The sequence below is a fragment of the Mesorhizobium sp. RCAM 05104 genome (assembly GCF_059683645.1).
Map to the genome: position 1 here is coordinate 3,866,347 of NZ_CM185033.1, position 22,971 is coordinate 3,889,317.

Genomic DNA, 22,971 nt, shown 5'->3' on the forward strand with positions numbered 1-22,971 from the left:
GGTTTGCTGCCGACTTTGGGGATAGGCTAGCACCGGCATGGATCCGTTCCTAGGATATCACGAGCCTGAAACCCGCGGCGGCTCGCAGCGGGTTCATGGTCCGGTTTTCTGGCGAAGTTTTGTCCTAATCCGACTCCAGCAGGATTTCCTCGGCCTCGTCGGTCGCCTCCTTCAGCGTCATGTAGAGGACAAGGGCAATGATGCAGCCAAGGAACATCAGGCTGGTGAAGATGGTGCCGAAACCGAGGCCGCCATATTCGACCGGCTGCGACAGCAGGTCGCCGAAAGAGGCGCCAAGCGGCCGCGTCAGGATATAGGCGAGCCAGAAGGCCAGGATGCCGTTCAGATCGAGCAGGTAGTAGGCAAGCGCAATGAGCCCGATGATGCCGCCGAACAGCATGCCGGTGGTCAGATAGCCCAACTCGAAGGTCTCGGCGACGAGATCGCCGGCGGCGGTGCCGAGCGAGAAGGTGAAGAGGATCGCCAGCCAGTAGAAGATCTCGCGCCTGGTGGTGAAGATGGTGTGGATCGACAGCGTTCGTTCGCTCGCGTACCAGACCGCGAATGTCGCGGCGAGCAGGACCGAGAAAGCAATGGTCGTCGTCTGCAGGCGCGCGCCGAAATTGTCGACGAGGTTGTCCGTGACCAGCGTTCCGACGACGCTAATCAGCACCACCGCCAGCCAGTAGGCCCAGGGCACGTAGCGCTTTTGCGCGAACTGGGCGACAAGGGCAACGGCCAGGACAGCGGTCATGATCAGCGACGTGACGGTCAGCCCAAGCCCGAGGTTGACGGCGAGATAGTCGGCCGCCGTTTCGCCCATGGTCACCGCCATCAGCTTGATCAGCCAGAAATCGAGGGTGACGTCCGGGACCCTGTTATGGCCCGGTCCGGCGGGGTGCGTGTTGGGTGAGAGCATGGCAAACGTCCTGAGGCTGATGGTTCGCGGAATTGTCTGCCCATGACCCTCATCGGGCGAAAAGCCGTCGCCGCGCCGATCGAACCCGGCCAAGCGGAAATGAGCCGGCATTCTAGGCAAGGAAAATCACGCTCGCCTGTCCGGCAGCTTACAATTTCGTAAGAATGGGCGCGGGCCGTGCAAAAGGCCTTTACGAACGCCACGCGGTGCGCTGATAGAAGGCCAGTGCCTTGCATCCGCCATCAAGTCGTGACCAGTGCTGCCCGGACTGTCAGCGCCCAAGGAAAAACGCGCAATGACCTACGCTTCCCTCAAGCCGGTTTCAGAAGCCTTCGTCCAGCGCAAGCGGCTGATCTTCGTGCGAGCCGCGGCAGTGCTCGCGGTGCTGCTCCTGCTGGTTGCCAAACCAGCCCTGATCGAGGGTTCGAACGGTCATGAAACGCTTGAACTCTTCGGCTTTTGCCTGGTGCTCGTCTGCGTTGCCGGGCGCCTTTGGAGCATCCTTTATGTCGGCGCCAAGAAGAACCAGGAACTGGTGTCGGCGGGACCGTTTTCGATAATGCAGAACCCGCTCTATTTCTTCTCGACGGTCGGGGCGGTCGGTGTCGGGTTGATCTATGGCTCGCTGCTGGCGGCCGTGGCGCTCGGCCTCGCCAGCTTTTTGATCTTCCGGGTCACGGCGCGCAAGGAAGCCGAATATCTGCTGGGCAAGTTCGGCCCCGCCTACGTTGCCTACGCGCGCAGCACGCCCCGGTTCTGGCCGAATCCGTTGCTGTACCACGACCTCGACGAGCTGCAGCTTTCGACGCGCGCGCTGAAGCGTACGTTCTACGACGGGCTCTATTTCCTTGCCATTTTCCCGGCCATTGAACTGGTCGAGCATTTCAGGGCGACCGGCCTGCTGTTCCAGCCCTTCGTCACCCTCTATTGATCATCGGCTGATCATGGGGGCCGCGATGCGGCCCGCCGCACGCTCCGCACGAGAATAGCCAGGCAGCCAATCAGCAGCAGGATGCCGCCGAGAAGCGGCGGCAGCGCCAGCAGCTTCACCGCCACGGTGACCCCGGCAATCAGGATCAGCGCCAGCAGCGCCAGGCTGCCATCGTCGATGAACATGCCGGCGAGCTCTTTCAGGACGATACGCACGATTTTCATCGAGGACGTTCTCCGGCCGGAGCGGGGCGGGTCTCGCGCAGCCAGCGGACGATGGCAAGGGATGCGAGCGCAACGACCGCGAAGATCGCCAGCAAGGCGAGATCGGCGCCGGGCCAGTCGGCGCCGATGCCTTCACCGGTCCAGAAAATGCCAAAGCTGGTCAGCATCAGGCCGACAACGAACTTCAAGGCGTTTTCGGGAACGCGCGCCAATGGGCGATGCACGGCGAGGCCGATCACCATCACCAGGACAAACGCTGCCAGCGCTCCGAGGCTGGCGTTGAGTGTCTGTCCATGCGCCCCGCCAACCGCGATGACGATGAACACCACCTCGACACCTTCCAGCAGCACCGCCTTGAATGCCGCCAGCCCGGCCAGGTAGTCCGCCCGGCGATCGCCGGCCTGCCGGCGAAGCGCCGCGGTCTCCTTCGAGAAGGCCGCCTCCTCGTCATGCAACGGGACAATTCCGACGCTGCGCAGGATGGCCTTGCGCAGCCACCGCATGCCGAACAGGATGAGCAGCACGCCGACCGCGAATTGCAGGATGGTGATGGGAACAAGCGCCAGCAATGGTCCGAAAGCCAGCACGAGCGCGGTCAGGACCGCCAGTGCCAGTACGGCGCCGGTCAATGCCGGCCGCAAGCCCCGGGTCAGGCCGACCGCGAGCACGATCGTGAAGGCTTCGACCATCTCGACGAACGAGCCGAGAAAGGCCGCGCTTATGGTCGAAACCAACGGTGCTAAATTGGTCATGGCTCCTGTCCTGCGGGAAGGCACGCTTCCCAGCATAGACATCGCCACGGCGTCCGACAGAGAATTCTCGCAGATCCGTATGCAATGGGCGCGGAGGGGCGAGGGTCCGGGCAATATCATAGCCGGCTAATGAGGGTCGCGCCTGCCGCCTTTTCCCGGACTCTAGCTGCCGAGCGGGTGCGGCATGTAGCCGACGAAGCCGGCGATCTTCCAGCTGCCCGCGACCTTGGTGCAGAAATACAGCGTCTGCCATTTCAGCCTGTCGACGCCGCCGTCCGCCTTGGCAATGGTGCCGTCGAATTTCTTGTGCAGCACGGCGCGGTCGCCGTCGACATCGATGTCGCGCATGTTGGTGACGCGAAACAGCGCCTCGCGCAGCGGCTCGGCGAATTTCGTCGCCGCGGTCTCCTTGGCCTGGCGCAGCCACTCGTCGCGATAGACTTCCAGCCGGGGAAACTGCAGCCGCCAGGCGTCGGCATTGCCGAGGAAATGCGCGTGCATGCCAAAGAAGCTCGAGGCCACGAAATCATCCTCGACCATCGAGCAGTCCTGGCTGATGAAAGCATCGATGTCGCGCCGCACCAGCATTTCCCAAAGCGCGTGGCGATCGGCGTCGCCTGCCGGAAACGGGTTCTTGTCATAGGTCATTGCTGTTTTCTCCGGGTCTGGAAATGCGTCTGTCCGTTGCGGCCTGAAGACTGCCTGTCGATGGGCACGATGCAAGCGCTTCTGTAATAAAGCAACATGGATTTCGAAGAATGTTGCTTTCCAACAAGGCCTCTATGAGGATCGCCCCGATCGGGGTAAATGTCGATCGAAGCGGGAGCCGCCGTGGCGTCCCGTCGCGTCATCAGAGGAGGCTGTGCCTTGCCGAAGCAATGTTTTGGAACGTCCCATGTGCCGTTGTCGCCGGCCGTGCGGGCCGGCGATTTGGTCTATGTCTCCGGCCAGGTTCCGGTCGGCAGCGACGGCATCGTGGTCAAGGGCGGCATATCCGAACAGACCGAACAGGTGCTGTCGAACGTCAAGGCGGCGTTGGCGCTCGCCGGCTGCACCATGGACGATGTGGTCAAGACGACGGTCTGGCTGGAAGACGCGCGCGATTTCGGCGCCTTCAACGCCGTCTATGCCAGGCATTTTCCCAAGAACCCGCCGGCCCGGACTACGGTCGAATCGCGGTTGATGATCGACATCAAGATCGAAGTCGAGGCCGTCGCCTATCGGCCGGTCTGACGGCAAGAGACGACGGAGGCAGGTGCCGATGCAATTTGATCTGCTGATAAAGGGCGGCCGCGTCATCGACCCGGCCACGGGTCTTGACGGGCAGCGCGATGTTGCCATCACCAGTGGTCGTGTCGCCGCGATCGAAGCCGCGATCGATGCCGAACACGCCACGCAAGTCATCGATGCGAGAGACTGCATCGTCACGCCCGGCCTGGTCGACCTGCACAGCCACGTCTACTGGGGCGGCACCTCGCTTGGCGTTGACGCCGACCGTCTTGCCGCCAAGAGCGGCACCACGACCTTCATCGATGCTGGCAGTGCGGGCGCGGGCAATTTCCTCGGCTTCCGCCGCCATGTCATCGAGCGCTCGAAGGTGCGCATCCTCGCCTATGTCAACATTTCCTTTGCCGGCATCTTCGGCTTCTCGCAGACGGTGTCGGTCGGCGAGTGCAGCGATCTGAGGCTCTGCGATCCGCGCGAGGTCGTCGCGGCGGTGCGCGAGCACGCCGACGTGGTCGTCGGCGTGAAAGTTCGCTCCGGACGCCATGCCGGCGGCACCAGCGGCATCGCCCCGGTCGATCTCGCGCTGGAGGCGGCGGACAAGGCCGGCCTGCCGTTGATGGCGCATATCGACGAGCCACCGCCCGGCCGCTCGGAAGTGCTGCCGCGCCTGCGCAAGGGCGATATCCTCACCCACTGCTTTCGCCCCTTTCCCAACGCGCCGGTGTTTGCCTCCGGCGCGGTCAGGCCCGACATGCGGCTGGCGCGCGAACGCGGCGTCATCTTCGACCTCGGCCATGGCATGGGCTCGTTCGATTTCGCGGTCGCGAGAGCCATGCTCGAGGACGGGCTGGCGCCCGACGTCATCAGCAGCGACGTGCATCTCTACTGCGTCGACGGGCCGGCCTTCGACATCCTGGTCTGCATGTCGAAACTGCTGGCGCTCGGCATGCCGCTGGTCGAGGTCCTACGCGCGGCGACGCAGCGTCCGGCGCAGGCGATCGCCCGCGCTGATTTGGGCACGCTGGCGGTCGGCACCGTCGGCGACGTCGCCGTGCTTCGGCAACGCCCGGGCCGCTTCACCTTTGTCGATGCGGTCGGCGCATCGCTGGTCGCCGACCAGAGGCTGATCTGCGAAGGCATCGTCATCGGCGGCACCTGGTGGCCGAACGAGGCGGCAAACGATGTCAGCGAGACCGAGCGTTTCGAACCGCAGGGCGGGCACACGCATGTCGATATCGCGGCCAGGCACTTTGGGCATCGGCACGATTGACCAGCGCGGTGCGCGGTTGATGAGCGCCGACCTGGCTACGCCGGCTCCACCGCGCTCAGGAACTGCTCGATACCCGTTGTCGTCAAAAGCTCGATGCGCTCGCGGATCAGATTGTCGCTCCAGTTCCACCACTGCAGGGCCTGCAGGCGCTCGATGACCTCGGGCGCAAATCGGTAGCGGATGACACGGGCCGGATTGCCGACAGCGACGGCGTAGGGCGGGATGTCCCTGGTGACGATGCTGCCGGCCCCGATGACCGCGCCGTTGCCGATGGTGACACCGCCAAGGACAATACAGCGGGCACCAAACCATACGTCGTGGCCGACTGTGATCGGCCCCTTGCTGGAGACTTCGGCGCCATTGCGAATCTTTCCGTCGACGATTCGAAGTGGATAAGTGGTTGCTGTATCGACGCGGTGCTCGGCCGCGCCGACAAAAAGCACGTCCGGGCCAATCGAGCAGAACGAACCTATGCGTATTGGCGATCTTTTGCGCGGACCCCAAAACGAACTCTTCGTAAGGCCATAGGTATGGCGACCAACCTCGACGCCTGGCAGGGGCGGCAAAGGGTTCTTTTTCAGCCCCAGTTTTATGCGAAGTCCTCTAAGTAGTCCCATCTGGTTCGATTCCCCCCGTTGCCACGCAAGCAACAGATACTCATCGCACCCCAATAGTTCTCAAGCAACTTCGATCTCAGGTCTGGCCCAAGCTGATGCCACCGACTGACAATGGTAAAGAAGGTGGGCTCGGAAACTTCGACAACCGGCTCCTGTATTCGATGGAAGGCGATTGGGCGAGAAAGCGACCGCGTCGCGCGCTACCCCATGGAATCCGGGCCTGGTCCGCTTCCGGCGTCCCCGCTATTCGGTTTGGCTTTCAGGGCCGTCAAATCTGGCGTGGCGAGGCGCGAGATGTCTCGGTGCTGGAATTGCTCGGCTTCCCGTAGACCGGCGTTGCGATGCCTTCCATCCGTGCCTTGATCTGCAGCGCCACATATTTCGAATAGAAGCGCGACAGCGCTAGGTTGCCGCCGTGGAACCACAGCGCTTCCTGCGCCGTCGGCTTCCACATGTTGCGCAGCTCGCCCTGCCATGGGCCGGGGTCGCCTTTCACGCCCGAGCCGAGGCCCCAGCACGGGCCGACCTTGTCGGCGACCTCGCGCGAGACGATTTGCGCCACCGTCTCGTTCATCGACTGATAGCCGGTGCAGGCGATGATGGCGTCGGCGGCCAGTTCGCTGCCGTCCTCGAAAAGAATCCCCGTCGGCGTCAGCGACTTGATGGCGACGCCGCTGCGGACGCCGATCTCGCCGTCGATGATCAGATCGGAAGCGCCGACATCGATGTAATAGCCCGAGCCGGTGCGATAGGCCTTCATCAAGAGGCCGGTCTCGTCGTCGCCGAAATCGATGGCGAAGCCGGCGGCGCGCAAGCGGTCATAGAAGGCGGCGTCGCGCTTCTTGATCACCTCGTAGAGCGCCCGCTGGCCCTTGGGTACCAGCGCGAAGGGCGTCGAGGCGACGATCATGTCGGCCTTTTCGGTGGTGATGCCGCGCGCCAGCGCGTTTTCGGAAAAGATCTCGAAGCCGACTTCCATCAGCGTGTCCGACTTGACCACCGTGGTCGGCGAGCGCTGGATCATGGTCGCCTTCGCGCCGCTTTCCCACAGGTCGACGCAGACATCATGCCCCGAACTTGCCGCGCCGATGACCGCGACGCGTTTGCCGCGAAATTTCTCGCCGCTGGAATACTGGCTGGAATGCAGCAACTCGCCCTTGAACGTTTCGGCGCCCGCCAAGTCGATCCGCCGCGGCGGGCCATAGGCGCCGGTGGCAAAGACGATGTGCTTCGGCTTAAGCGTGATGTGCCGGCCGACGCGGTCGACGACCACGGTCCAGACCTTCTCGGTCTCGTCATAGGAAGCGCTGAGGCATTTGGTGGCGACCCAGTAGTTGAGCTCCATGACGCGCGTGTACATTTCCAGCCAGTCGCCCATCTTGTCCTTGGGCGTGAACACCGGCCAGTTTTCCGGAAACGGAATGTAGGGCAGATGGTCGTACCAGACCGGATCATGCAGAACGAGCGAGCGGTAGCGGTTGCGCCAGGAATCGCCCGGGCGCGCATTCTTCTCGATGATGATGGTGGGCACGCCGAGTTGCCGCAGCCGCGCGCCGAGCATGATGCCGCCCTGGCCGCCGCCGATGACCAGGCAATAGGGTTGCTCGCCGGCGCCGAGTTCGCGCGTCTCGCGCGCCCGCGCTTCCGACCAGGTCTCGCGCTCGGGGTTGGCCTTGTGGCGCACGCCGAGCGGGCGCGTCGGGCCCTTGCGCTCCTCGAACCCCTTGAGCTCGGTCATCGCCGTGAACAGCGTCTGGCAGCGTCCGTCGCGCAGCCGCATGGCGCCCTGGCCCGTAGCCACCACGGTTTCGAAGCTGAACCAGGCTTCGATGGTGCCCTCGTCCGAGGTCGCCTCGCCGGTCAGCCTCCATGCGGTCGGTTTCGTCGTCGGCAGCGTCGCCCGCAGCATGTCGGTGATCGCCTCGCGGCCTTCCATGGTCGTGACGTTCCAGGTGAAGGTCAGAAGGTCACGCCAGTAGCAATCATCGACGAACAGGTTGCCCGCCGCCGTCGCGTCTCCGGCCGCGAGTGCCTGCGCCAGGGAGTCGAGCCATGCGGCGGCTTGTTTCGTCGGTGCTATTTCGAGCATGTCTTCCCTCTCTTCCTCACGTTGGCGCGGCTTGGCCTTCCCTTCTCCCCGTGTGGGAGAAGGTGGCCTCACGAAGTGAGGTCGGATGAGGGGTGTTCCAGCTTGGCACCGGCGGCACTCCGTCACCCACCCCTCAACCGTCTCGGCGCTGCGCGCCGATCCACCTTCTCCCACAAGGGGAGAAGGAAAAAACGCGCCTCAATCCCCCAGCGGCTCCATCTCCTTGCCGGTGCGGTGGATCTGGGCGTTGTACTTGATGCGGCGCACGGTCTCGCGGGCCGAGCCGTCGAGCCTGTAGGCGGAAGCCACCGCCATAAGGTCGATCGCGGCCAGGAAGGCAAAGCGCGACGCCGTCGGCTTCAGCGTGTCTGGATATTCGGGCACCGCCACCGTCAGCCTGACGTCGCAGACGCGCGCGAGTTCGGTATCGGGCGCCGTCACGCCGATCGCATTGGCGCGGTAGTGCTTGGCGAGCTCCACCGCCTCGATCACCTCGCGCGTGCGCCCCGTGGCCGAAATGGCGATCACCAGGTCGCCCGGCTTCAGGGTCGAGGCGGTCATCCGCATCAGATAGGGGTCGCACTGGGCGCTGACGGTGATGCCGTAGCGAAACAGCCGGTACTGGGTTTCCTGCGCCAGCGCCGAGGAGCTGCCGCCGAGGCCGAAAACGGTGACCTGGCGTGCCTTGGCGATCAGCTCGGCCGCCTTCTGCAGCTGTCCCGGGTCGAGCTGGCGTTCGGCCTCCTGCAGTGCCCGGCGCGCTTCGCCGAACACGGCGTTCCAGAACGGCATGCCGTTGTCGCCGCTGGTGGCGGGTGGCTTGCTGAGGTAGAGCGCGCCGACGACCAGGCTCTGCGCCAGCTTCAGCTTGAAGTCGCGCACGCCCTCGCAGCCGATGGCGCGGCAGAACCGGGTCACCGTTGGCTCGCTGACCCCGGCGCGCTGGGCAAGCGCGGCATTGGAGGCGTCGACCGCGTATTTGACATCGTCGAGCACGACATCGGCGACGCGGCGTTCGGCCGGGCGCAATTCGCTGTAGGAATCCTTGACCAGCGAGATGATGTCGGGAATGCGCCGGACAGGCTCGCGCCCCTCCACATCGCCGCTCAAGAGCCGCCGTTCCTGGCTGTCAGCTTCGGTCATGAAGTCAAGTCTTTCCCTGGGTTGCGGAGCTGACTTCTTACCATGGTTGCACGCTGTCGTTCCATGCGTTCGGGCACGCCACAACTGCCGCGTGTCGCCAATGCATATCGCCTTCGCCGCTTGTCTCTCACAACCGCACGGTCTCGCGGCTCATCCGTCCGACCGCATTGAGTATGTAGGAAAGCAACATCCATTTCAAGATGAAGAAAATACAATGAAAACAGCATGATGAGTGTGGTATTGGTATTTCGGCAACGAAGCCTCAGACTCCTCGCTTGACAGGAAAGTAGGATAGTTACAGACTGTTTTCGCGGTCGGATGAACCTGTTGGATCATCGCGCGATCTCCGAGGGGCGCATGAACTTGGGCGATGCACCAACCCCGAAGCTTGGCGTGCAGGCCGCGACCAAGGTCTATCACACGGCGTCCGGCGACCTGCTGGCGCTGGACCGCTGCAGCCTCGATATCAGGGCCAATGAAATCGTCTCGATCGTCGGTCCTTCCGGTTGCGGCAAGACGACGCTGCTGTGGTCGATGTCCGGCCTGCACAGCCTGACCAGCGGCGAGATCCGGCTCGATGGTATCAAGATCACCGGGCCACGCCCGGACATCGGCATCGTCTTCCAGGAAGCGAACCTTTTGCCCTGGCGCAATCTCGACGCCAACATCCGCTTCCCCTTCGAGATCAAGGGCGAGAAGCAGGACCGGGCATGGATTGCGCATCTGCTCAACCGCGTCGGGCTCGACGGCTTTGGCGGCAAGTTTCCGCGCGAGCTTTCGGGCGGCATGCAGCAGCGCGCGGCGATCGTGCGGGCGCTGGCGCTGAAGCCGTCGGTGCTGTTGATGGACGAGCCATTCGGCGCGCTCGACAGTTTCACCCGCGAGGAGATGAACCGGCTGGTCGAGGAGATCTGGCTCGACACCAAGACCACCATCGTCTTCATCACCCACAGCATCGAGGAAGCGATCTTCCTTTCCGACCGCGTGGTGGTGCTGAGCGCGCGGCCAGGACGCGTCGCCAAGGAATATCGCGTGCCGTTTCCACGGCCGCGCTCGCTGGAGATCATGGCGACGAAGGAAGTCTTCGACCTCACCAACCGGATCAAGATGGACATCGTCGGCGAACGCACGCGACCGAAGCCGTCGGAGCGCCCGAGCGCCGAAATCGTGAGGATCAGGCCGTGAGCGGGGGCGACGCAATCCCGGAGTTCTCGAAGGCCAAGTCCGGCGATGGCCACGAGGTCAGCCTGACCAATTTGTCGGCTTTCGCCAGCGGCCCCGGCATCAAGTCGGGCAAGGAGGTGGCGGCCATCATCGCCGTCGCGGTCATCATCATCGGCGGCATCGAACTGGCGCTGCGCCTGTTCCATGTGCCGCTCTACATCATGCCGCCGCCAAGCTCGATCGCCTATGCGCTGTTCGACGAGTTCCCGCTGATCGCGCCGCATCTCGGCTACACGCTGGTCGAACTGGTTTCCGGCTTCACCATCGGCGCCATCATCGGCCTGGTGCTGGCGGCGGTCATCACCCAGTTCCCGTTCGCCGAGAAGATCGTCGCGCCCTACATCCTTTTGCTCGTCACCACGCCGATGCTGGCGCTGGTGCCGCTTCTGATCCTGCGCTTCGGCTTCGGCTACACGCCGCGCATCATCGCCGTGGCGCTGGCCGCCGGGCCGATGGTGATGATCAACGCCGCCACCGGCTTTCGCCGGGTCGACAGCGCCAAGATCGCGCTGGCGCGCTCCTATGGCGCCAGCACCTTGCAGATCTTCTGGAAGATCCGCGCGCCGATGGCGCTGCCGATGATCCTGGTCGGCCTGATGATCGGCGCGATCTTCGGCCTGTTGACCGCGGTCGGCGCCGAGATGGTCGGTGGCGGCTTCGGCCTCGGCAACCGGCTGACCACCTATTCGTCGATGATCCAGATGCCGCAGTTCTTCGCCGTGGTGCTGATCCTGTCGACGCTCGGCATCCTGATCTACGTGCTGTTCTTCCTGATCGGCAAGAAATGGGCGAGCTGGGAGGCATAGTGCATGTCGCCAGACAACGGCAGGCACAAGACAAGGACTTAACGCAGACGCAATGACAGCGCCCGGGAGGCGGGCGACAGGGCCGATAATCAACAAGAAGGGGAATGTCATGACCAAAGAAAATGCGATCAGCCACAGGGCGGGGATCAGCCGCCGTTACTTCCTGCAGGTCACCGGCGCCGGCCTGGTGACGGCCACGGCGCTCGGCGCCACGGGCCTCGAGGCCAGGGCCGAGCCCTATGGCAAGTTCACCTGGATATCGCCGCGCGGCACGCTCGAAGTGCTCGACGACTATCCCTACTGGGCGGCCAAGAAGGCCGGCTATTTCGACGGGCTGGACACCGACATGCAGCCGGGACCGTCGGACGGCACGGCGACGGTGAAGTTTGTCGATGTCGGCCAGGCCGACATGGGCTTCCCGTCACCCGGCGTGTTCTCCTTCGCCATCCAGAACGGCATGAAGCTGAAATCGGTGTTCCACATGGGCGCGCGCGACACGTTCAGCTTCGCCTTCCGCAAGGGCGAGGGAACGAAGGATCTGAAGACGCTCGAAGGCAAGACCATCCTGCTCGGTTCCGCCGCCTGGCAATCGATCACCGACCCGCTGCTGGCCGCGCAAGGCGTCGACATCAAGAAGGTCAAATATGTCGAGGCCGGCTGGCCGACCTGGGGCACAGCGCTGGCCGGCGGCCAGGGCGACGCCGCTCTGTCATGGGAGGGCCTGCGCGCCGAATGGATCGCCAAGGGCCTCGACTTCGAATACTGGCTCGGCGTGCAGAACTCGAAACTGCCGGCCAACACCTTCGTCGTGCGCGCCGCCGATCTCGAGGACCCCGACCGCAAGGCGTTCCTGGAGAAGTACCTGCGCGGCTGGGCGATGGGCCTCGAGTTCGGCTACCAGAATCCACGCGCCGCCGTCGAAGCGGTGTTCGAGCAGTTCCCGACGCTGGCCAAGAATCTCGGACCCGAGCTTGGCACCACCTCGATCCTGCAGCAGATCAACGTCTTCCGCGGCGACATGGACAAGCGTGGCGGCTGGGGCTCGCACGACATGGCGAGCTGGCAGGGCTTCTTCGACGAAATCCACAAGATCGGCCAGATCACCAATCCGGTGAAGGCCGAGGACGTCTGCACCAACGATCTGATCGGCCCGGCCAACGACTTCGACAAGGCCAAGGTCAAGGCCGATGCCGAAGGCGTCAAGCTGTCGGAAGGCTTTGCCGCGCTCGATGTCGACAAGATCAAGGCGCATCTGTTCGATTCGGCGGTCAAGTAAGGACGGGCGGACGAGCATTGGCAGTCTCCTCGATGGAGAATTGTCGGTGTCGGCGCTGCCCCTCATCCGCCTGCCGGCACCTTCTCCCCGTATAGTGACGGGGAGAAGGGAGATGGCCGCAACCTCAGCGTCTCTTCTGCGACGTTGGCAGTTGGCGAAATCGTCGATGCCGGCGTCTTTCTCCCCGTCACTATACGGGGAGAAATGCCCGGCAGGGCAATGAGGGGCGGCGCCGACCTGAGGTGATTGTCCCAGCCAAAGATTCGGGCGGCAAGAGCTTTTGCCGCCCAAGGTTCAATCAAGAATTTGGGAGGCTGAAATGGCCGACAAGGTAAAAGTGCTGGTGGTTGGTCTCGGCAATATGGGTGCGTCGCACGCCAGTGCCTATCACCGCTCCGAGGGTTTTGAGATCGTCGGCATCATGAGCCGCTCGATCAAGAGCAATACGAATATCCCGGCGGAGTTGGCCTCCTATCCGCTCTACGAGGATTTCGACCTGGCGCTGAAAGAGACCAAGCCGGACGCCGTGTCGATCAACAGCTGGCCGAACACCCATGCCGAATACGCGCTGAAGGCGATATCAGCCAATTGCCACGTGTTCATGGAAAAGCCGCTGGCGACAAACATCGAGGATGCCGAGAAGGTCGTTGCGGCGGCGCGCGCCAAGAACCGCAAGCTGGTGCTCGGCTACATCCTGCGCGTTCATCCGTCGTGGATCAAGTTCATCGAAGTCGGCAAGACGCTCGGCAAGCCGCTGGTGATGCGCCTCAACCTCAACCAGCAGAGCAGCGGCAGCGCCTGGCACTGGCACAAGAACCTGATCGATTCGCTGATCCCGATCGTCGATTGCGGCGTGCACTATGTCGATGTCATGTGCCAGCTGACCGGCGCCAAGCCGGTGCGTGTGCACGGCATCGGCGCCAAATTGTGGGCGGAAGCCGACAAGCAGAATTACGGCCATCTGCACGTCACCTTCGATGACGGCTCGGTCGGCTGGTACGAGGCCGGCTGGGGCCCGATGATGAGCGAGACGGCCTATTTCGTGAAGGACGTGGTCGGCCCCAAGGGCGCGGTGTCGATCGTCGCCGGCCAGCAGGCGAGCAGCGCGACCGAGCTCGCCGAGGTCTCGAACTCCGCGGACATCGACCGCCACACCAAGACCGACGCGCTCAAGATCCACTACGCGCAGGTCGACGGCGACAAGAATTTCTCGAAGCCCGACGAGATCGTCAGCATGGAGGACGAGCCCGGCCATCAGGAACTCTGCGACCGCGAGCAGGCGTTCTTCCTGCGCGCCATCCGCGAGGATCTCGACCTGACCGAGCAGATGGATGCGGCGGTCAACAGCCTGCGCATCGTGCTGGCCGCCGAACAGAGCATCGCGCTGGGGCGGACCGTCGAGCTGGCCTGAGGCGACGCCCCCTCATCCGGCCGCTTCGCGGCCACCTTCTCCCCGTGGGGGAGAAGAGGGAAGCGCCAGCGCCCGACAGTCTCCTCTCCCCTCGGGGAGAGGTCAGCCGAGCAAAGCGGAGGCTGGGTGAGGTGAGTCTCTCAGCCATCGATCCGATATGCAAAGGAGTAGTACATGGCCGCTGTCACCGACAGTCTGTTGAAAACCTATGCCGAGTCCGACGCACTGGATCTGGCGGGACTGGTGCACAGCGGCGCGGTCTCACCGGCCGAATTGGTCGAGGCGGCGATCACTCTGGTCGAGCGGCTCAACCCCGCGCTCAACGCAGTCATCCACCGCCTCTATGACATGGCGCGCGCCCAGGCCGGGACGGTCGACAAATCAGCACCCTTCGCCGGCGTGCCGTCCTGCTCAAGGAGCTGGCCTCGTCCTGGACCGGTGCGCCCAACACCAATTCCTGCTTCTACCTGAAAGACGTCGTCGCCGACTTCGACACCGAAGTTGTCCGCCGCATGAAGGTGGCGGGGCTGGTGCTGGTCGGCAAGTCGAACGCGCCGGAGAATGGCTGGTCGATCACGACGGAACCGAAACTCTACGGCCCGACGAAGAATCCGTGGAAGGAGGGCATCACGCCCGGCGGTTCGAGCGGCGGTGCCGCCGCGGCCATCGCCGCGCGCATGGTGCCGATCGCCGAGGCCAGCGATGGCGCCGGCTCGATCCGCATTCCGGCCTCCTGCTGCGGCATCGTCGGGCTGAAGCCGTCGCGTGGCCGCGTCAGCCTCGCGCCCTTCGGCGACTATTGGTATGGCGGCGCCTATTTCCTGTGCTGCTCGCGCACGGTGCGCGACACCGCGGCCTATCTCGATGCGGTGGCCGGCGCGTTGCCGGGCGACCCCTATACGCCGCCGGTTCCCGATGGCAGCTGGCTCAGCCTGTCGGCGCGGGCGCCGAGGGCGCTGCGCATCGGCTTTTGCGTCACGCCGCCCAATGGCACGTCCATCGACGGGGACGTGAAGGCGGCGGTGCTGGCAACCGTGGCGGCACTCGAGCGGCTGGGACACCATGTCGAGGAACACGACATGCGGCTCGACGCCAATGCGGTGTGGAAGACCTACACCAACATGACTTGCGTACAGACGGCGGCGACGTTCGACTATCTTGAAACGGTGGTTGGACGGCCGGTGACGCTAGGCGATGTCGAGCCAGTGACCTGGGCGATCATCGAGCGCGGCCGCGCGACCAGCGGCATCCGCCACATCTCCGATGTCGAGCAGCTCAGGCAGGTCGGCCGCGACATCGTCGGCGATCTCGCGGCCTACGATCTCTTCGTCACCCCGACGCTGACGCAGCTGCCGCGCCCGTTCGGCTACTACGACATGTCGGAAACCGACATCGACCGCTACAACGCCAAATGGACGGACGCGGTGTTCGCCTTCCCGTTCAACATTTCCGGGCAGCCGGCGATCTCCCTGCCGCTCGGCTGGTCGAAAGGCGGCGTGCCGATCGGCGTGCAGCTCATCGGCCGCTATGGCGACGAGGCGACGGTGCTGGCCGCCTCGGCGCAGCTGGAGCAGGAGATGCCGTGGAAAGATCGGCGACCGCCGATCAGCGCTTAGTGCTCGGCAAGGCAAGGCAAGGTTTGATCATTCAACGGCAATCGCATGACTTCGAGATTGGCTGAATCGCCCATCGCTTCGTCATCCTGGGGCGGAGCAAGGAGCGTAGCGACGCGGCGCAGACCCCAGGATCCATGCCGCGACTTCAAAGCGTTTCAGCGGCCCAGAATTCTGCTCCGCTGCACTCCTCGGCCAAGGTCACGGCATGGATCCTCGGGTCTCCGCGACGGAGCTTCGCTCCTGCTCCGCCCGTGGATGACGAAGGTGAAGGGGCCTCGACTGATCTTCAGGGTGCAGATTTGAAGCCCCTCGCTATCCGATCGTTTCCAGCCGCCTCGGCAGGCGGTTCATGGCAACGGGCCCATCACCAGTGATCAGGAACTGGTCCTCGAGGTTGAAGCTGGCGAGGCCGTCGATGTAGAGCGGGATCTCGAAGGCCAGCACCATGCCGGCCTCGACCACGACCTCGCTGTCGGCCGAGATGAACGGCCATTGCTCGGAAAATACCGACTGGCCGACGCCGTGGCCGAAATGACCGCGGCGATACGAGCGCAGGCCTTGCCGTGCCAGGCTCTCGGTCGCCACGCGATGTACGTGGGCGAGCGCGGTTCCGGGGACGAGCGCGGCGAGCCCGTCCTCGAAGGCCTGTTCGGCGATCGCATGCAGTTCGGCCTGCTCGGCGGATGGCGGCCCGAAGGTGAAGTTGCGCGACATGTCGGAAGCGTAGCCGCCGACGGTGCAGACCATGTCGCACTTCAGCGGATCGCCGGGCATTGCCTTGGCTTCGGCACCCTTGGCCCGGGCGCCGAGCGTCACATATTCGGCCGTTGCGACCGGATGAACCAGTCCGGCCGCGGTGGTGGCGACGCCTTCGCGGTAGAGGGCAATGAGATCGGCCTGGCGCATGCCGGCCATGGCATCCACCAGCAGCCGCTCCAGCCCGGCTTCCGACAGGATGATGCCTTGCTGCAGGAGGTCAATCTCGCCTTGCGACTTGACCGCCCGCAACCTGTCGAGGACCGGCGAGCCGTCGACCATCGCGCAGGCCGGCAGCATCGCCTGCATGGCTGAGAAATCGGCGGCGGCAATGAAATCGAGATCGACCCCGATCGTGGCGCGCTCGAGCCCGAAGCCGGCCAGTATCTGCTTCAGCTGGTGGACGGAATTGGCGAGCTCGAACGTCGCCGGCCGGGAAAAGTCCGGCGCTCGGCCGGACGAGGCCAGACCGGCCTCGATGCGTTGCGCCAGCTTTAGTCCGGATGTCGAGGTGTCGAGAGTCGCGGATTCGATCCAGATCGGGTGGCCGCGCACCACAGCGTCCGGCAGGGCCTGCTGCAGCTGCGCCGCGTTGAAATCCGCCGCCACGACACCGATCGGCAGGTCTTGCCGGGCCGGGACAACGACGAAGCCGGCGCCGGCCCGCCGGAACAGGCCCGCCGGGCCGATCGACACGCCGGTCGCGTAATGGAATGCCTCGGGCGCGCACAGCACCAGCGCATCGATGTTGGCGCGTTCCATCAAATGCGTCGCGCGCTGGCGGTCAACAAAGCCCGTCATGGATCTCTCCGGATGTCCGAAGCGGCAACGGAGCATTCCAGGGATCGACGATCAAGTGGCAAATACCGGCAAGCGGTAACTGCCCGCGCGCAGTGATTTCACAGGGCCGGAACGGAGAAGGAAAGGCTCCTGGTCTTTGCCAGGTCATGGAGCGTGTTATGCATGCGAGGCTCCAAGGATCGCGATCTGCAAATGCCCTCACTCAAGCAACTTATCAAAAAGCCGATTTATGCACTCACTTCGCGCTTGGCGACCAGCAAGCTGGAACGGGTGATTCGAGAAATTGAAAATGCGAAAAGGGAGGAGCTTTCACGCAGCACGTTTCTCGAGGCGAAAATCCGCCAGATTGGCCTGCGCTACGACCGGCGCGGGCTGTATGGCGAGGATGTCAGGGACATGAATTTCCACGCGCCCGGCTTGTGGCAGATTCCGAGGCAACTGGCGGAAGCCATGGTGCTGTTGGCCAGCCAACCGATCGTCAGCTTTCTTGAAGTGGGAACTTGCGACGGATTCACCTTTTCCTTCATGACGGCATGTCTGTCGAGGCTCAATCCCGGCCTGAAGGCGACGACCATCGATATTGCGTCCACCCTTCCGGCTTCCGCGCGCATCGTCTTCAAGACACCCGTCGCGTTTCTTGCCGGCAAGACGTCGGACGCGTTCGCCGATGAGATATTCGACCTCGTTCTTATCGATGGAGATCACTCCTACGAATGGGTTGCCCGCGACTACCAAAATGTCGGTCGGCAGGCGCGCCTCTGTATGTTTCACGATATCAACGATCGATTTTGTGGAGACGATACGATCCCGAAATTCTGGAGGGAGCTGAAGATCGAGGAATTGGGACGGGCTGATTTCCATGAATTTCTGTTCCACTCCAATTCCGACAGAGTCATGGGGATCGGCATCCGGATCAAACGCTGAGCAACCGCACTACGCGATCACGCCATAACCGCACCCCGGCCGGCTGACGCATATTGCGATTGCGGCGGATGTAATGTCCGCTTGGCCGGCGTCACCCTAAGCCCACCCCCGCCCAACTGACGCCGGCCATTTTCATCCGCGATTCTTCGGTTTCGTGCTCTGGCAGAAAGCGCGGGCCCCATCGGGGCCGGCGTGAGGCTGCGGAAGGCTTGATCGTTACCACTTACGCCGGCGGAGCGTATATTCGTCAGCCGTGCGGGTAGTAGCCGCCGTCGGCACCGTCGTCCATGTAAGTTCCTTGGCCGGTGGCATTCTGCAGTTGCTGATCCAGCTCATCGATCTGTCCCAGGGCCGATCGGGCTCCTGAAGTCAACGCGGTGTGTTGGGCGGTGTGTTGGATAGTATCCGCCTGGAGCATCAGGTCGCGAAATGGGCCGTCTGGTCACGTCGTGTCGCGGTGCAGATCATCGCCGGCGGTTCTCGACCCGCGACGACATATAGAGGCCACCCCGGCGTTGAAATGGGGGTGGAACGCAACGTTATCCGATGTGATCGAGCGTTGAATTGCGGCAATAGATCTCCGCCCTACAGGTCGAACAGGTCGTCCTTCACCTCGTCGAGCAGATCGGGCCGGTTTGCCAACGTCGCGGCCGATCTTCCACATGGTCATCAGCTCTTCTGGAAACGGCTTCATCAGGTGTTCCGGGTCGGGATCGGTCAGCCAGGCGTTCGCCATAGCCGAGCGCACCCAAGCGTAACGCTGCAACATGTCCAGGGAGCCATTCCCTACGGCTCGGTGTCGCCGATAGGCTTAGTTGCGCGGTGGCTAATAGACCGTAGTTTAAGCAGGCGGGGGACATAAACCCTTCCCGCGGTGGCCGGTGTGGTGCGCAGCCCAGAGACCCCCAACCGCACCGGCCATTTCGCCTACGAGTGAGTGGCGCGCCAGCTTCGGCGCCACCCAGGCCCCATGGGCTTGCCCATCCCTCCCTGTGAGGATCTGGAGGGTGGGCAGTCGAAAATGCGCCCGGCCCGCACGGAGCGGACGCCTTTGCGGCAATCAGCTTCGCGGCCGAGCCCGGAAGCTATGACCGCAGGAGTTCGACCCAATGGCCGAACGATCACTATCCAAATGGAGAGGGCGGCACGAACTGGATCCCATCTAAATTGGGCCTCGCCAGCAATGGAGGCCCACATGAGGTTCGTTGCGTTGCAAGATCCGGCCGACAATTGGCTGGTCTATGATCTGCTTTCCGAGATGCCGGCAAGTTTGTCCGGCAGAGTGCTCATTGGCCTTCCGCGAGAAGACGCAGAGCATCTAACCAACCGGGCGAATATGAAGTCCGCATCCGGCGGGTGGGACCTCGGCCACTTGGCCCTCCGCTCGAATGTTCACCCACTTCGCAGCGCGCGCCAGATGTCGGCCCAATAGGCGGCAATGACCGATGCGTCCGCCGCAGCCAAGCAGTCAGAAGCCGGTGTTGCGGTTAGCCAGCCCGTCTCGGGTAGTTTTGCCCCCACACCGAGACGGGCTGTGGAAGCTGTAGAGGCAACTTCCGAGCCTTGGCCACGGGGAGTTAAACCAAGGCAAATTCAGAACTTCGCGACGAAAAGAATGTTCCCCTCGGCATTCGCATCGGGCACGCCTTGGCCAGCTAAGCCCGCTTCAGGACTTCAAGCCGAAACAATCGCGTGCTTCTGTCGGGTCCGCCTGCGGCGGCGGGATAAAGGCGCAAGTGCTGCCTGAAAAGCGAAAAGGCCGGATCGATGTCCGGCCTTTCTTCGTAAATGCTTGATTCCCCTGAAGGAAATTGGAGCGGGTGAAGCGATTCGAACGCTCGACCCCAACCTTGGCAAGGTTGTGCTCTACCCCTGAGCTACACCCGCTCGCACGGCGTCTTGGCCGCAAGCCGGGCCTATATGGCTGAAGAGCGCGGCGATTGCAACAGGGAAATATCAGGCTTTTTTGCAACGCGGCGGGCGACGCCGGCAGGCTGCCGGCACTATGTGGCGGTGTGTCGGCCATCATGTCGCATGACGGTCTTGTGTCGGCCGCAGCATTGGCCGTAAACGGCATGGCAGGAAACGGGACGAAGAAGAAAATCGATGCCGAAGACCGAAGCCGAATTGATGAGCTTTCTCGCCGATCTCGGGATTGCCGCCTCGACGCGCCGCCATCCACCGCTATTCACGGTTGCCGATTCGCAGGCGCTGCGCGGTGAAATCGCCGGTGGGCACACCAAAAACCTGTTCCTGAAGGACAAGAAGGACAATTTTTTCCTGGTCACCGTTGGCGAGGACGCGGCCGTCGACCTCAAGCAGATCCACCACGAGATCGGCGCCGCCGGCCGTGTCTCCTTCGGCAGGCCGGAGATGCTGATGGAGCTGCTCGGCGTCGTGCCGGGCGCCGTCACGGTCTTTGGCCTGATCAACGACACGGCGGGCAGGGTGAAGGTCGTTCTCGACAGGGCGCTGATGGAGCACGCGGTGATCAACGCGCATCCGCTGACCAATGAGGCGACGACATCGATCGCGTCGGCGGACCTGATCAAATTCGTCGAGGCAACCGGGCACGATGCTGCTATCTTGAAAGTCTCCGCGTGATCGCCACATGGATGGCTTGAAATCGATGCTTCAAGGGATGTGGCGCAGGGCCGCCGGCCGGCCGTGCCATGGAAGGGTAAAGAGATGAGCGACAACAAACCGTTTGGCGGCCCCTTTGGCGGCAATGGCGGCCAGTACGCCACCACCGTGCAGTATGGTGGAACAGCGCCCGCGCCGGCAAAAGTCGCGCTTGGCGGCGCGCCCGCCGCCCCCGCCGGCGATGTCATCAAGGACACGACGACCGCCGCTTTTGCCGCCGATGTCATCCAGGAGTCGCGCCGCCAGCCGGTGCTGGTCGATTTCTGGGCGCCCTGGTGCGGACCTTGCAAGCAGCTGACCCCGCAGCTGGAGAAGGCCGTCAGGGCCGCCGGCGGCAAGGTCAAGCTGGTCAAGATGAACATAGACGACCACCCGTCGATCGCCGGCCAGCTCGGCATCCAGTCGATCCCGGCGGTCATCGCCTTCAAGGACGGCCAGCCGGTCGACGGCTTCATGGGCGCCATTCCCGAGAGCCAGATCGCCGAATTCATCACCAAGGTGGGCGGCAAGGGCAATGGCGCGCCGCCGGTGGCCGAAGCCCTGGCAGCGGCAACCGAGGCGCGTGACGCCGGCGACATGCAGACGGCCGCCGATATCTACGACGCCATCCTGGCTCAGGCGCCGGAGACGATCGAGGCGATCGCCGGGCTGGGCGACTTGTTGTTCGAGGCCGGTGACACCGAAGGTGCCGAGGCGCTTTTGGCAACAGCGCCGGAGGCCAAGAAGGACGCGCCGCCGCTGGCGGCCCTGCGCGCCAGGATCGCGCTGGCGGCGCAGGCGGCAGCGCTTGGCAATCCGGCCGAGTTCGAGCGCCGCTTGGCCGAAAACCCTGCGGATCACCAGGCGCGCTTCGATCTCGCCATGATCCAGAACGCCAGGGGTGAACGCACGGCGGCGGCCGACAACCTGCTGGCCATCATCAAGGCCGACCGGACGTGGAACGACGATGGCGCCAAGACGCAGTTGCTGCAGCTGTTCGAGGCATGGGGCATGACCGACGAGGCGACGCTGGCGGCGCGGCGCAAGCTGTCGTCGCTGCTGTTCTCCTGAGCGGCGGTTGTTTGCCGCATGGGCTTGCGGTCGGCGATGACCGCGCCAGATAAGACGGGAATTGGCGCTTCTCGATGAAGCGATCGGAGGAATAGGTGCAAGCGGGAAACGCGCACTACCGGCTGGATACGGATTTGCCGTCGACGATTCCGATCTTTCCGCTTGCCGGAGCGCTGCTCTTGCCGGGCGGCCGCATGCCGCTCAACATCTTCGAGCCGCGCTATCTGCAGATGGTGGACGAAGCGATTGCCGGGTCGCGCCTCATCGGCATCATCCAGCCCAGCCTCGATGGCGCAATGCGCGCCGATGGCGAGCCGGAACTCTGCAATGTCGGCTGCGCCGGCCGCATCATCGCCTTTTCCGAGACCGGTGACGGCCGCTACCTGATTTCGCTGCAGGGCGTGTGCCGGTTCCGCATCGCCCATGAATTGACGGTCAAGACACCGTTTCGCCAGTGCAAGCCGGCTCCCTTTCTCGCCGATCTCCATGAAGACCAGGCGGCCAGCGAGATCGACCGGCCTTCGTTGCTCCGGGCATTTCGCGCCTATCTGCAGGCCAATGACCTGGAAGCCGACTGGGAAAGTGTCAGCCGGGCCGAAAACGCCATGCTGGTCAACGCGCTGTCGATGATGGCGCCCTACGGGCCGGCCGAGAAACAGGCGTTGCTCGAAGCGGCGGATCTGAAGACGCGGGCCGAGACGCTGATCGCCATCACCGAAATGGCGCTGGCGCGCGAGAATGAGGATTTCGGCTCGAGCCTGCAGTAAGATGCGCCGATATTCAGCCGGCCTGCAAACGGGAATTTTCTACATCCTAGGCCTGAATTGACTGAGAAGAAGACACGATGGCGGCGGACGGACGGGACGGGAAGAGGGTCAATGTCGACCCCAAGCTGCTGGAGCTGCTGGCGTGCCCCCTGACCAAGGGTCCGTTGACCTGGGATCCGGAGCGCGGCGAGCTGATATCGAGGATCGCCAAGCTCGCCTATCCGGTGCGCGACGGCATCCCGATCATGCTGCCCTCGGAGGCGCGGACGTTGTCAGTGGAGGACGTGCTGTCCCCGCCGCGTTTGAGTGGGCCTTCGTAATTGGCAGAGCCATCCTTCACTTCGTCATCCCAGGGCGGAGCAGCCGCGCAGCGGCGTCGCGGAGACCCTGGGATCCATGCCGTGACGCATGTGACACACGAAGGCGGGCCAAAATGGAGGGCTTCTTCCCTTCGGTGTGTAGCGCGACACGTGGCACGGTGAGAGGTGGCTGCCACAGGCGTGGGATGAAGTTACCATTCAGGAC

At 63.7% G+C, this 22,971-nt stretch carries 22 protein-coding genes, 1 tRNA gene and 1 pseudogene; 14 read left to right on the plus strand and 10 right to left on the minus strand.

Annotated features, from left to right (window positions below; translation table 11 throughout):
• Positions 1-124: 124 nt before the first annotated feature.
• Positions 125-919, minus strand: coding sequence for a COG4705 family protein (locus tag AC56QP_RS18875; protein WP_489858575.1), 795 nt, complete (start codon positions 917-919; stop codon positions 125-127).
• Between the two features lie 295 nt (positions 920-1,214).
• On the opposite strand from AC56QP_RS18875, the gene AC56QP_RS18880 reads away from it, so the two are divergent.
• Complete coding sequence (locus AC56QP_RS18880) at positions 1,215-1,850, plus strand: methyltransferase family protein (RefSeq protein WP_489858574.1); 636 nt, start codon at positions 1,215-1,217, stop codon at positions 1,848-1,850.
• A gap of 11 nt (positions 1,851-1,861) precedes the next feature.
• Here the strand turns inward: AC56QP_RS18880 and AC56QP_RS18885 are convergent, their stop codons facing one another.
• The 3 genes from AC56QP_RS18885 to AC56QP_RS18895 form a co-directional block, all read right to left on the minus strand.
• Complete coding sequence (locus tag AC56QP_RS18885) at positions 1,862-2,074, minus strand: hypothetical protein (protein WP_489858573.1); 213 nt, start codon at positions 2,072-2,074, stop codon at positions 1,862-1,864.
• Positions 2,071-2,826 carry a COG4280 domain-containing protein gene (locus AC56QP_RS18890; protein ID WP_489858572.1) on the minus strand — a complete coding sequence of 252 codons (756 nt, stop codon included), beginning with the start codon at positions 2,824-2,826 and terminating at the stop codon, positions 2,071-2,073. The genes AC56QP_RS18885 and AC56QP_RS18890 overlap by 4 nt, the downstream gene beginning before the upstream one ends.
• A gap of 162 nt (positions 2,827-2,988) precedes the next feature.
• Complete coding sequence (locus AC56QP_RS18895; RefSeq protein WP_489858571.1) at positions 2,989-3,474, minus strand: hypothetical protein; 486 nt, start codon at positions 3,472-3,474, stop codon at positions 2,989-2,991.
• 219 nt (positions 3,475-3,693) lie between these two features.
• On the opposite strand from AC56QP_RS18895, the gene AC56QP_RS18900 reads away from it, so the two are divergent.
• Positions 3,694-4,059, plus strand: coding sequence for a RidA family protein (locus AC56QP_RS18900; RefSeq protein ID WP_489858570.1), 366 nt, complete (start codon positions 3,694-3,696; stop codon positions 4,057-4,059).
• 28 nt (positions 4,060-4,087) lie between these two features.
• Entirely contained in the window at positions 4,088-5,323 is a 1,236-nt protein-coding gene (locus tag AC56QP_RS18905) for an amidohydrolase/deacetylase family metallohydrolase (RefSeq protein WP_489858569.1), read from the plus strand.
• A gap of 35 nt (positions 5,324-5,358) precedes the next feature.
• Here AC56QP_RS18905 and AC56QP_RS18910 read toward each other — a convergent pair whose 3' ends face one another.
• From AC56QP_RS18910 to AC56QP_RS18920, 3 genes are all read right to left on the minus strand, one after another.
• Entirely contained in the window at positions 5,359-5,766 is a 408-nt protein-coding gene (locus AC56QP_RS18910) for a CatB-related O-acetyltransferase (protein ID WP_489858568.1), read from the minus strand.
• A gap of 442 nt (positions 5,767-6,208) precedes the next feature.
• Positions 6,209-8,029, minus strand: coding sequence for a flavin-containing monooxygenase (locus AC56QP_RS18915; protein WP_489858567.1), 1,821 nt, complete (start codon positions 8,027-8,029; stop codon positions 6,209-6,211).
• A gap of 198 nt (positions 8,030-8,227) precedes the next feature.
• The gene (locus tag AC56QP_RS18920) at positions 8,228-9,172 is read right to left on the minus strand and encodes a MurR/RpiR family transcriptional regulator (protein WP_489858566.1); all 945 of its coding nucleotides are present in this window, start codon (positions 9,170-9,172) and stop codon (positions 8,228-8,230) included.
• A 357-nt stretch (positions 9,173-9,529) separates the two neighbouring features.
• Here AC56QP_RS18920 and AC56QP_RS18925 point away from each other — a divergent pair, with 357 nt between their 5' ends.
• From AC56QP_RS18925 to AC56QP_RS18950, 6 genes are all read left to right on the plus strand, one after another.
• Positions 9,530-10,357, plus strand: a complete 828-nt coding sequence (locus AC56QP_RS18925) for an ABC transporter ATP-binding protein (RefSeq protein WP_489858565.1) — start codon at positions 9,530-9,532, stop codon at positions 10,355-10,357.
• Complete coding sequence (locus tag AC56QP_RS18930; protein ID WP_489858564.1) at positions 10,354-11,202, plus strand: ABC transporter permease; 849 nt, start codon at positions 10,354-10,356, stop codon at positions 11,200-11,202. The genes AC56QP_RS18925 and AC56QP_RS18930 overlap by 4 nt, the downstream gene beginning before the upstream one ends.
• Before the next feature lie 109 nt (positions 11,203-11,311).
• Positions 11,312-12,478 (plus strand): ABC transporter substrate-binding protein, encoded by a 1,167-nt coding sequence (locus AC56QP_RS18935; protein WP_489858563.1) that lies wholly within the window; start codon positions 11,312-11,314, stop codon positions 12,476-12,478.
• A gap of 319 nt (positions 12,479-12,797) precedes the next feature.
• Entirely contained in the window at positions 12,798-13,889 is a 1,092-nt protein-coding gene (locus tag AC56QP_RS18940; protein WP_489858562.1) for a Gfo/Idh/MocA family protein, read from the plus strand.
• A gap of 174 nt (positions 13,890-14,063) precedes the next feature.
• Positions 14,064-14,360 (plus strand): hypothetical protein, encoded by a 297-nt coding sequence (locus AC56QP_RS18945; RefSeq protein ID WP_489858561.1) that lies wholly within the window; start codon positions 14,064-14,066, stop codon positions 14,358-14,360.
• Positions 14,357-15,505 (plus strand): amidase, encoded by a 1,149-nt coding sequence (locus AC56QP_RS18950; protein WP_497104084.1) that lies wholly within the window; start codon positions 14,357-14,359, stop codon positions 15,503-15,505. The genes AC56QP_RS18945 and AC56QP_RS18950 overlap by 4 nt, the downstream gene beginning before the upstream one ends.
• Positions 15,506-15,817: 312 nt before the next feature.
• On the opposite strand, the gene AC56QP_RS18955 is transcribed toward AC56QP_RS18950, so the two are convergent.
• On the minus strand, positions 15,818-17,062 hold the full coding sequence (locus AC56QP_RS18955; protein ID WP_489858560.1) for a M24 family metallopeptidase: 1,245 nt from the start codon (positions 17,060-17,062) through the stop codon (positions 15,818-15,820).
• Between the two features lie 162 nt (positions 17,063-17,224).
• On the opposite strand from AC56QP_RS18955, the gene AC56QP_RS18960 reads away from it, so the two are divergent.
• Positions 17,225-17,986: a class I SAM-dependent methyltransferase gene (locus AC56QP_RS18960; RefSeq protein WP_489858559.1), complete on the plus strand. Its 762-nt coding sequence runs from the start codon at positions 17,225-17,227 to the stop codon at positions 17,984-17,986.
• A gap of 631 nt (positions 17,987-18,617) precedes the next feature.
• Here the strand turns inward: AC56QP_RS18960 and AC56QP_RS18965 are convergent.
• Together AC56QP_RS18965 and AC56QP_RS18970 are read right to left on the minus strand one after the other, a co-directional pair.
• Positions 18,618-18,710, minus strand: a pseudogene (locus AC56QP_RS18965) (SOS response-associated peptidase); the annotation flags it as partial.
• A gap of 1,088 nt (positions 18,711-19,798) precedes the next feature.
• Positions 19,799-19,873 (minus strand) — tRNA-Gly (locus tag AC56QP_RS18970).
• 219 nt (positions 19,874-20,092) lie between these two features.
• On the opposite strand from AC56QP_RS18970, the gene AC56QP_RS18975 reads away from it, so the two are divergent.
• The 4 genes from AC56QP_RS18975 (at position 20,093) to AC56QP_RS18990 (ending at position 22,766) form a co-directional block, all read left to right on the plus strand.
• Positions 20,093-20,590: a prolyl-tRNA synthetase associated domain-containing protein gene (locus AC56QP_RS18975; protein ID WP_489858558.1), complete on the plus strand. Its 498-nt coding sequence runs from the start codon at positions 20,093-20,095 to the stop codon at positions 20,588-20,590.
• A gap of 84 nt (positions 20,591-20,674) precedes the next feature.
• A complete protein-coding gene (trxA, locus tag AC56QP_RS18980) occupies positions 20,675-21,679 on the plus strand; it encodes a thioredoxin (RefSeq protein ID WP_489858557.1) in 1,005 nt (334 codons plus the stop codon).
• Positions 21,680-21,774: 95 nt separating this feature from the next.
• Entirely contained in the window at positions 21,775-22,446 is a 672-nt protein-coding gene (locus tag AC56QP_RS18985) for an LON peptidase substrate-binding domain-containing protein (RefSeq protein WP_489858556.1), read from the plus strand.
• 77 nt (positions 22,447-22,523) lie between these two features.
• A complete protein-coding gene (locus AC56QP_RS18990) occupies positions 22,524-22,766 on the plus strand; it encodes a Trm112 family protein (RefSeq protein ID WP_489858555.1) in 243 nt (80 codons plus the stop codon).
• The last annotated feature ends 205 nt before the right edge of the window (positions 22,767-22,971 follow it).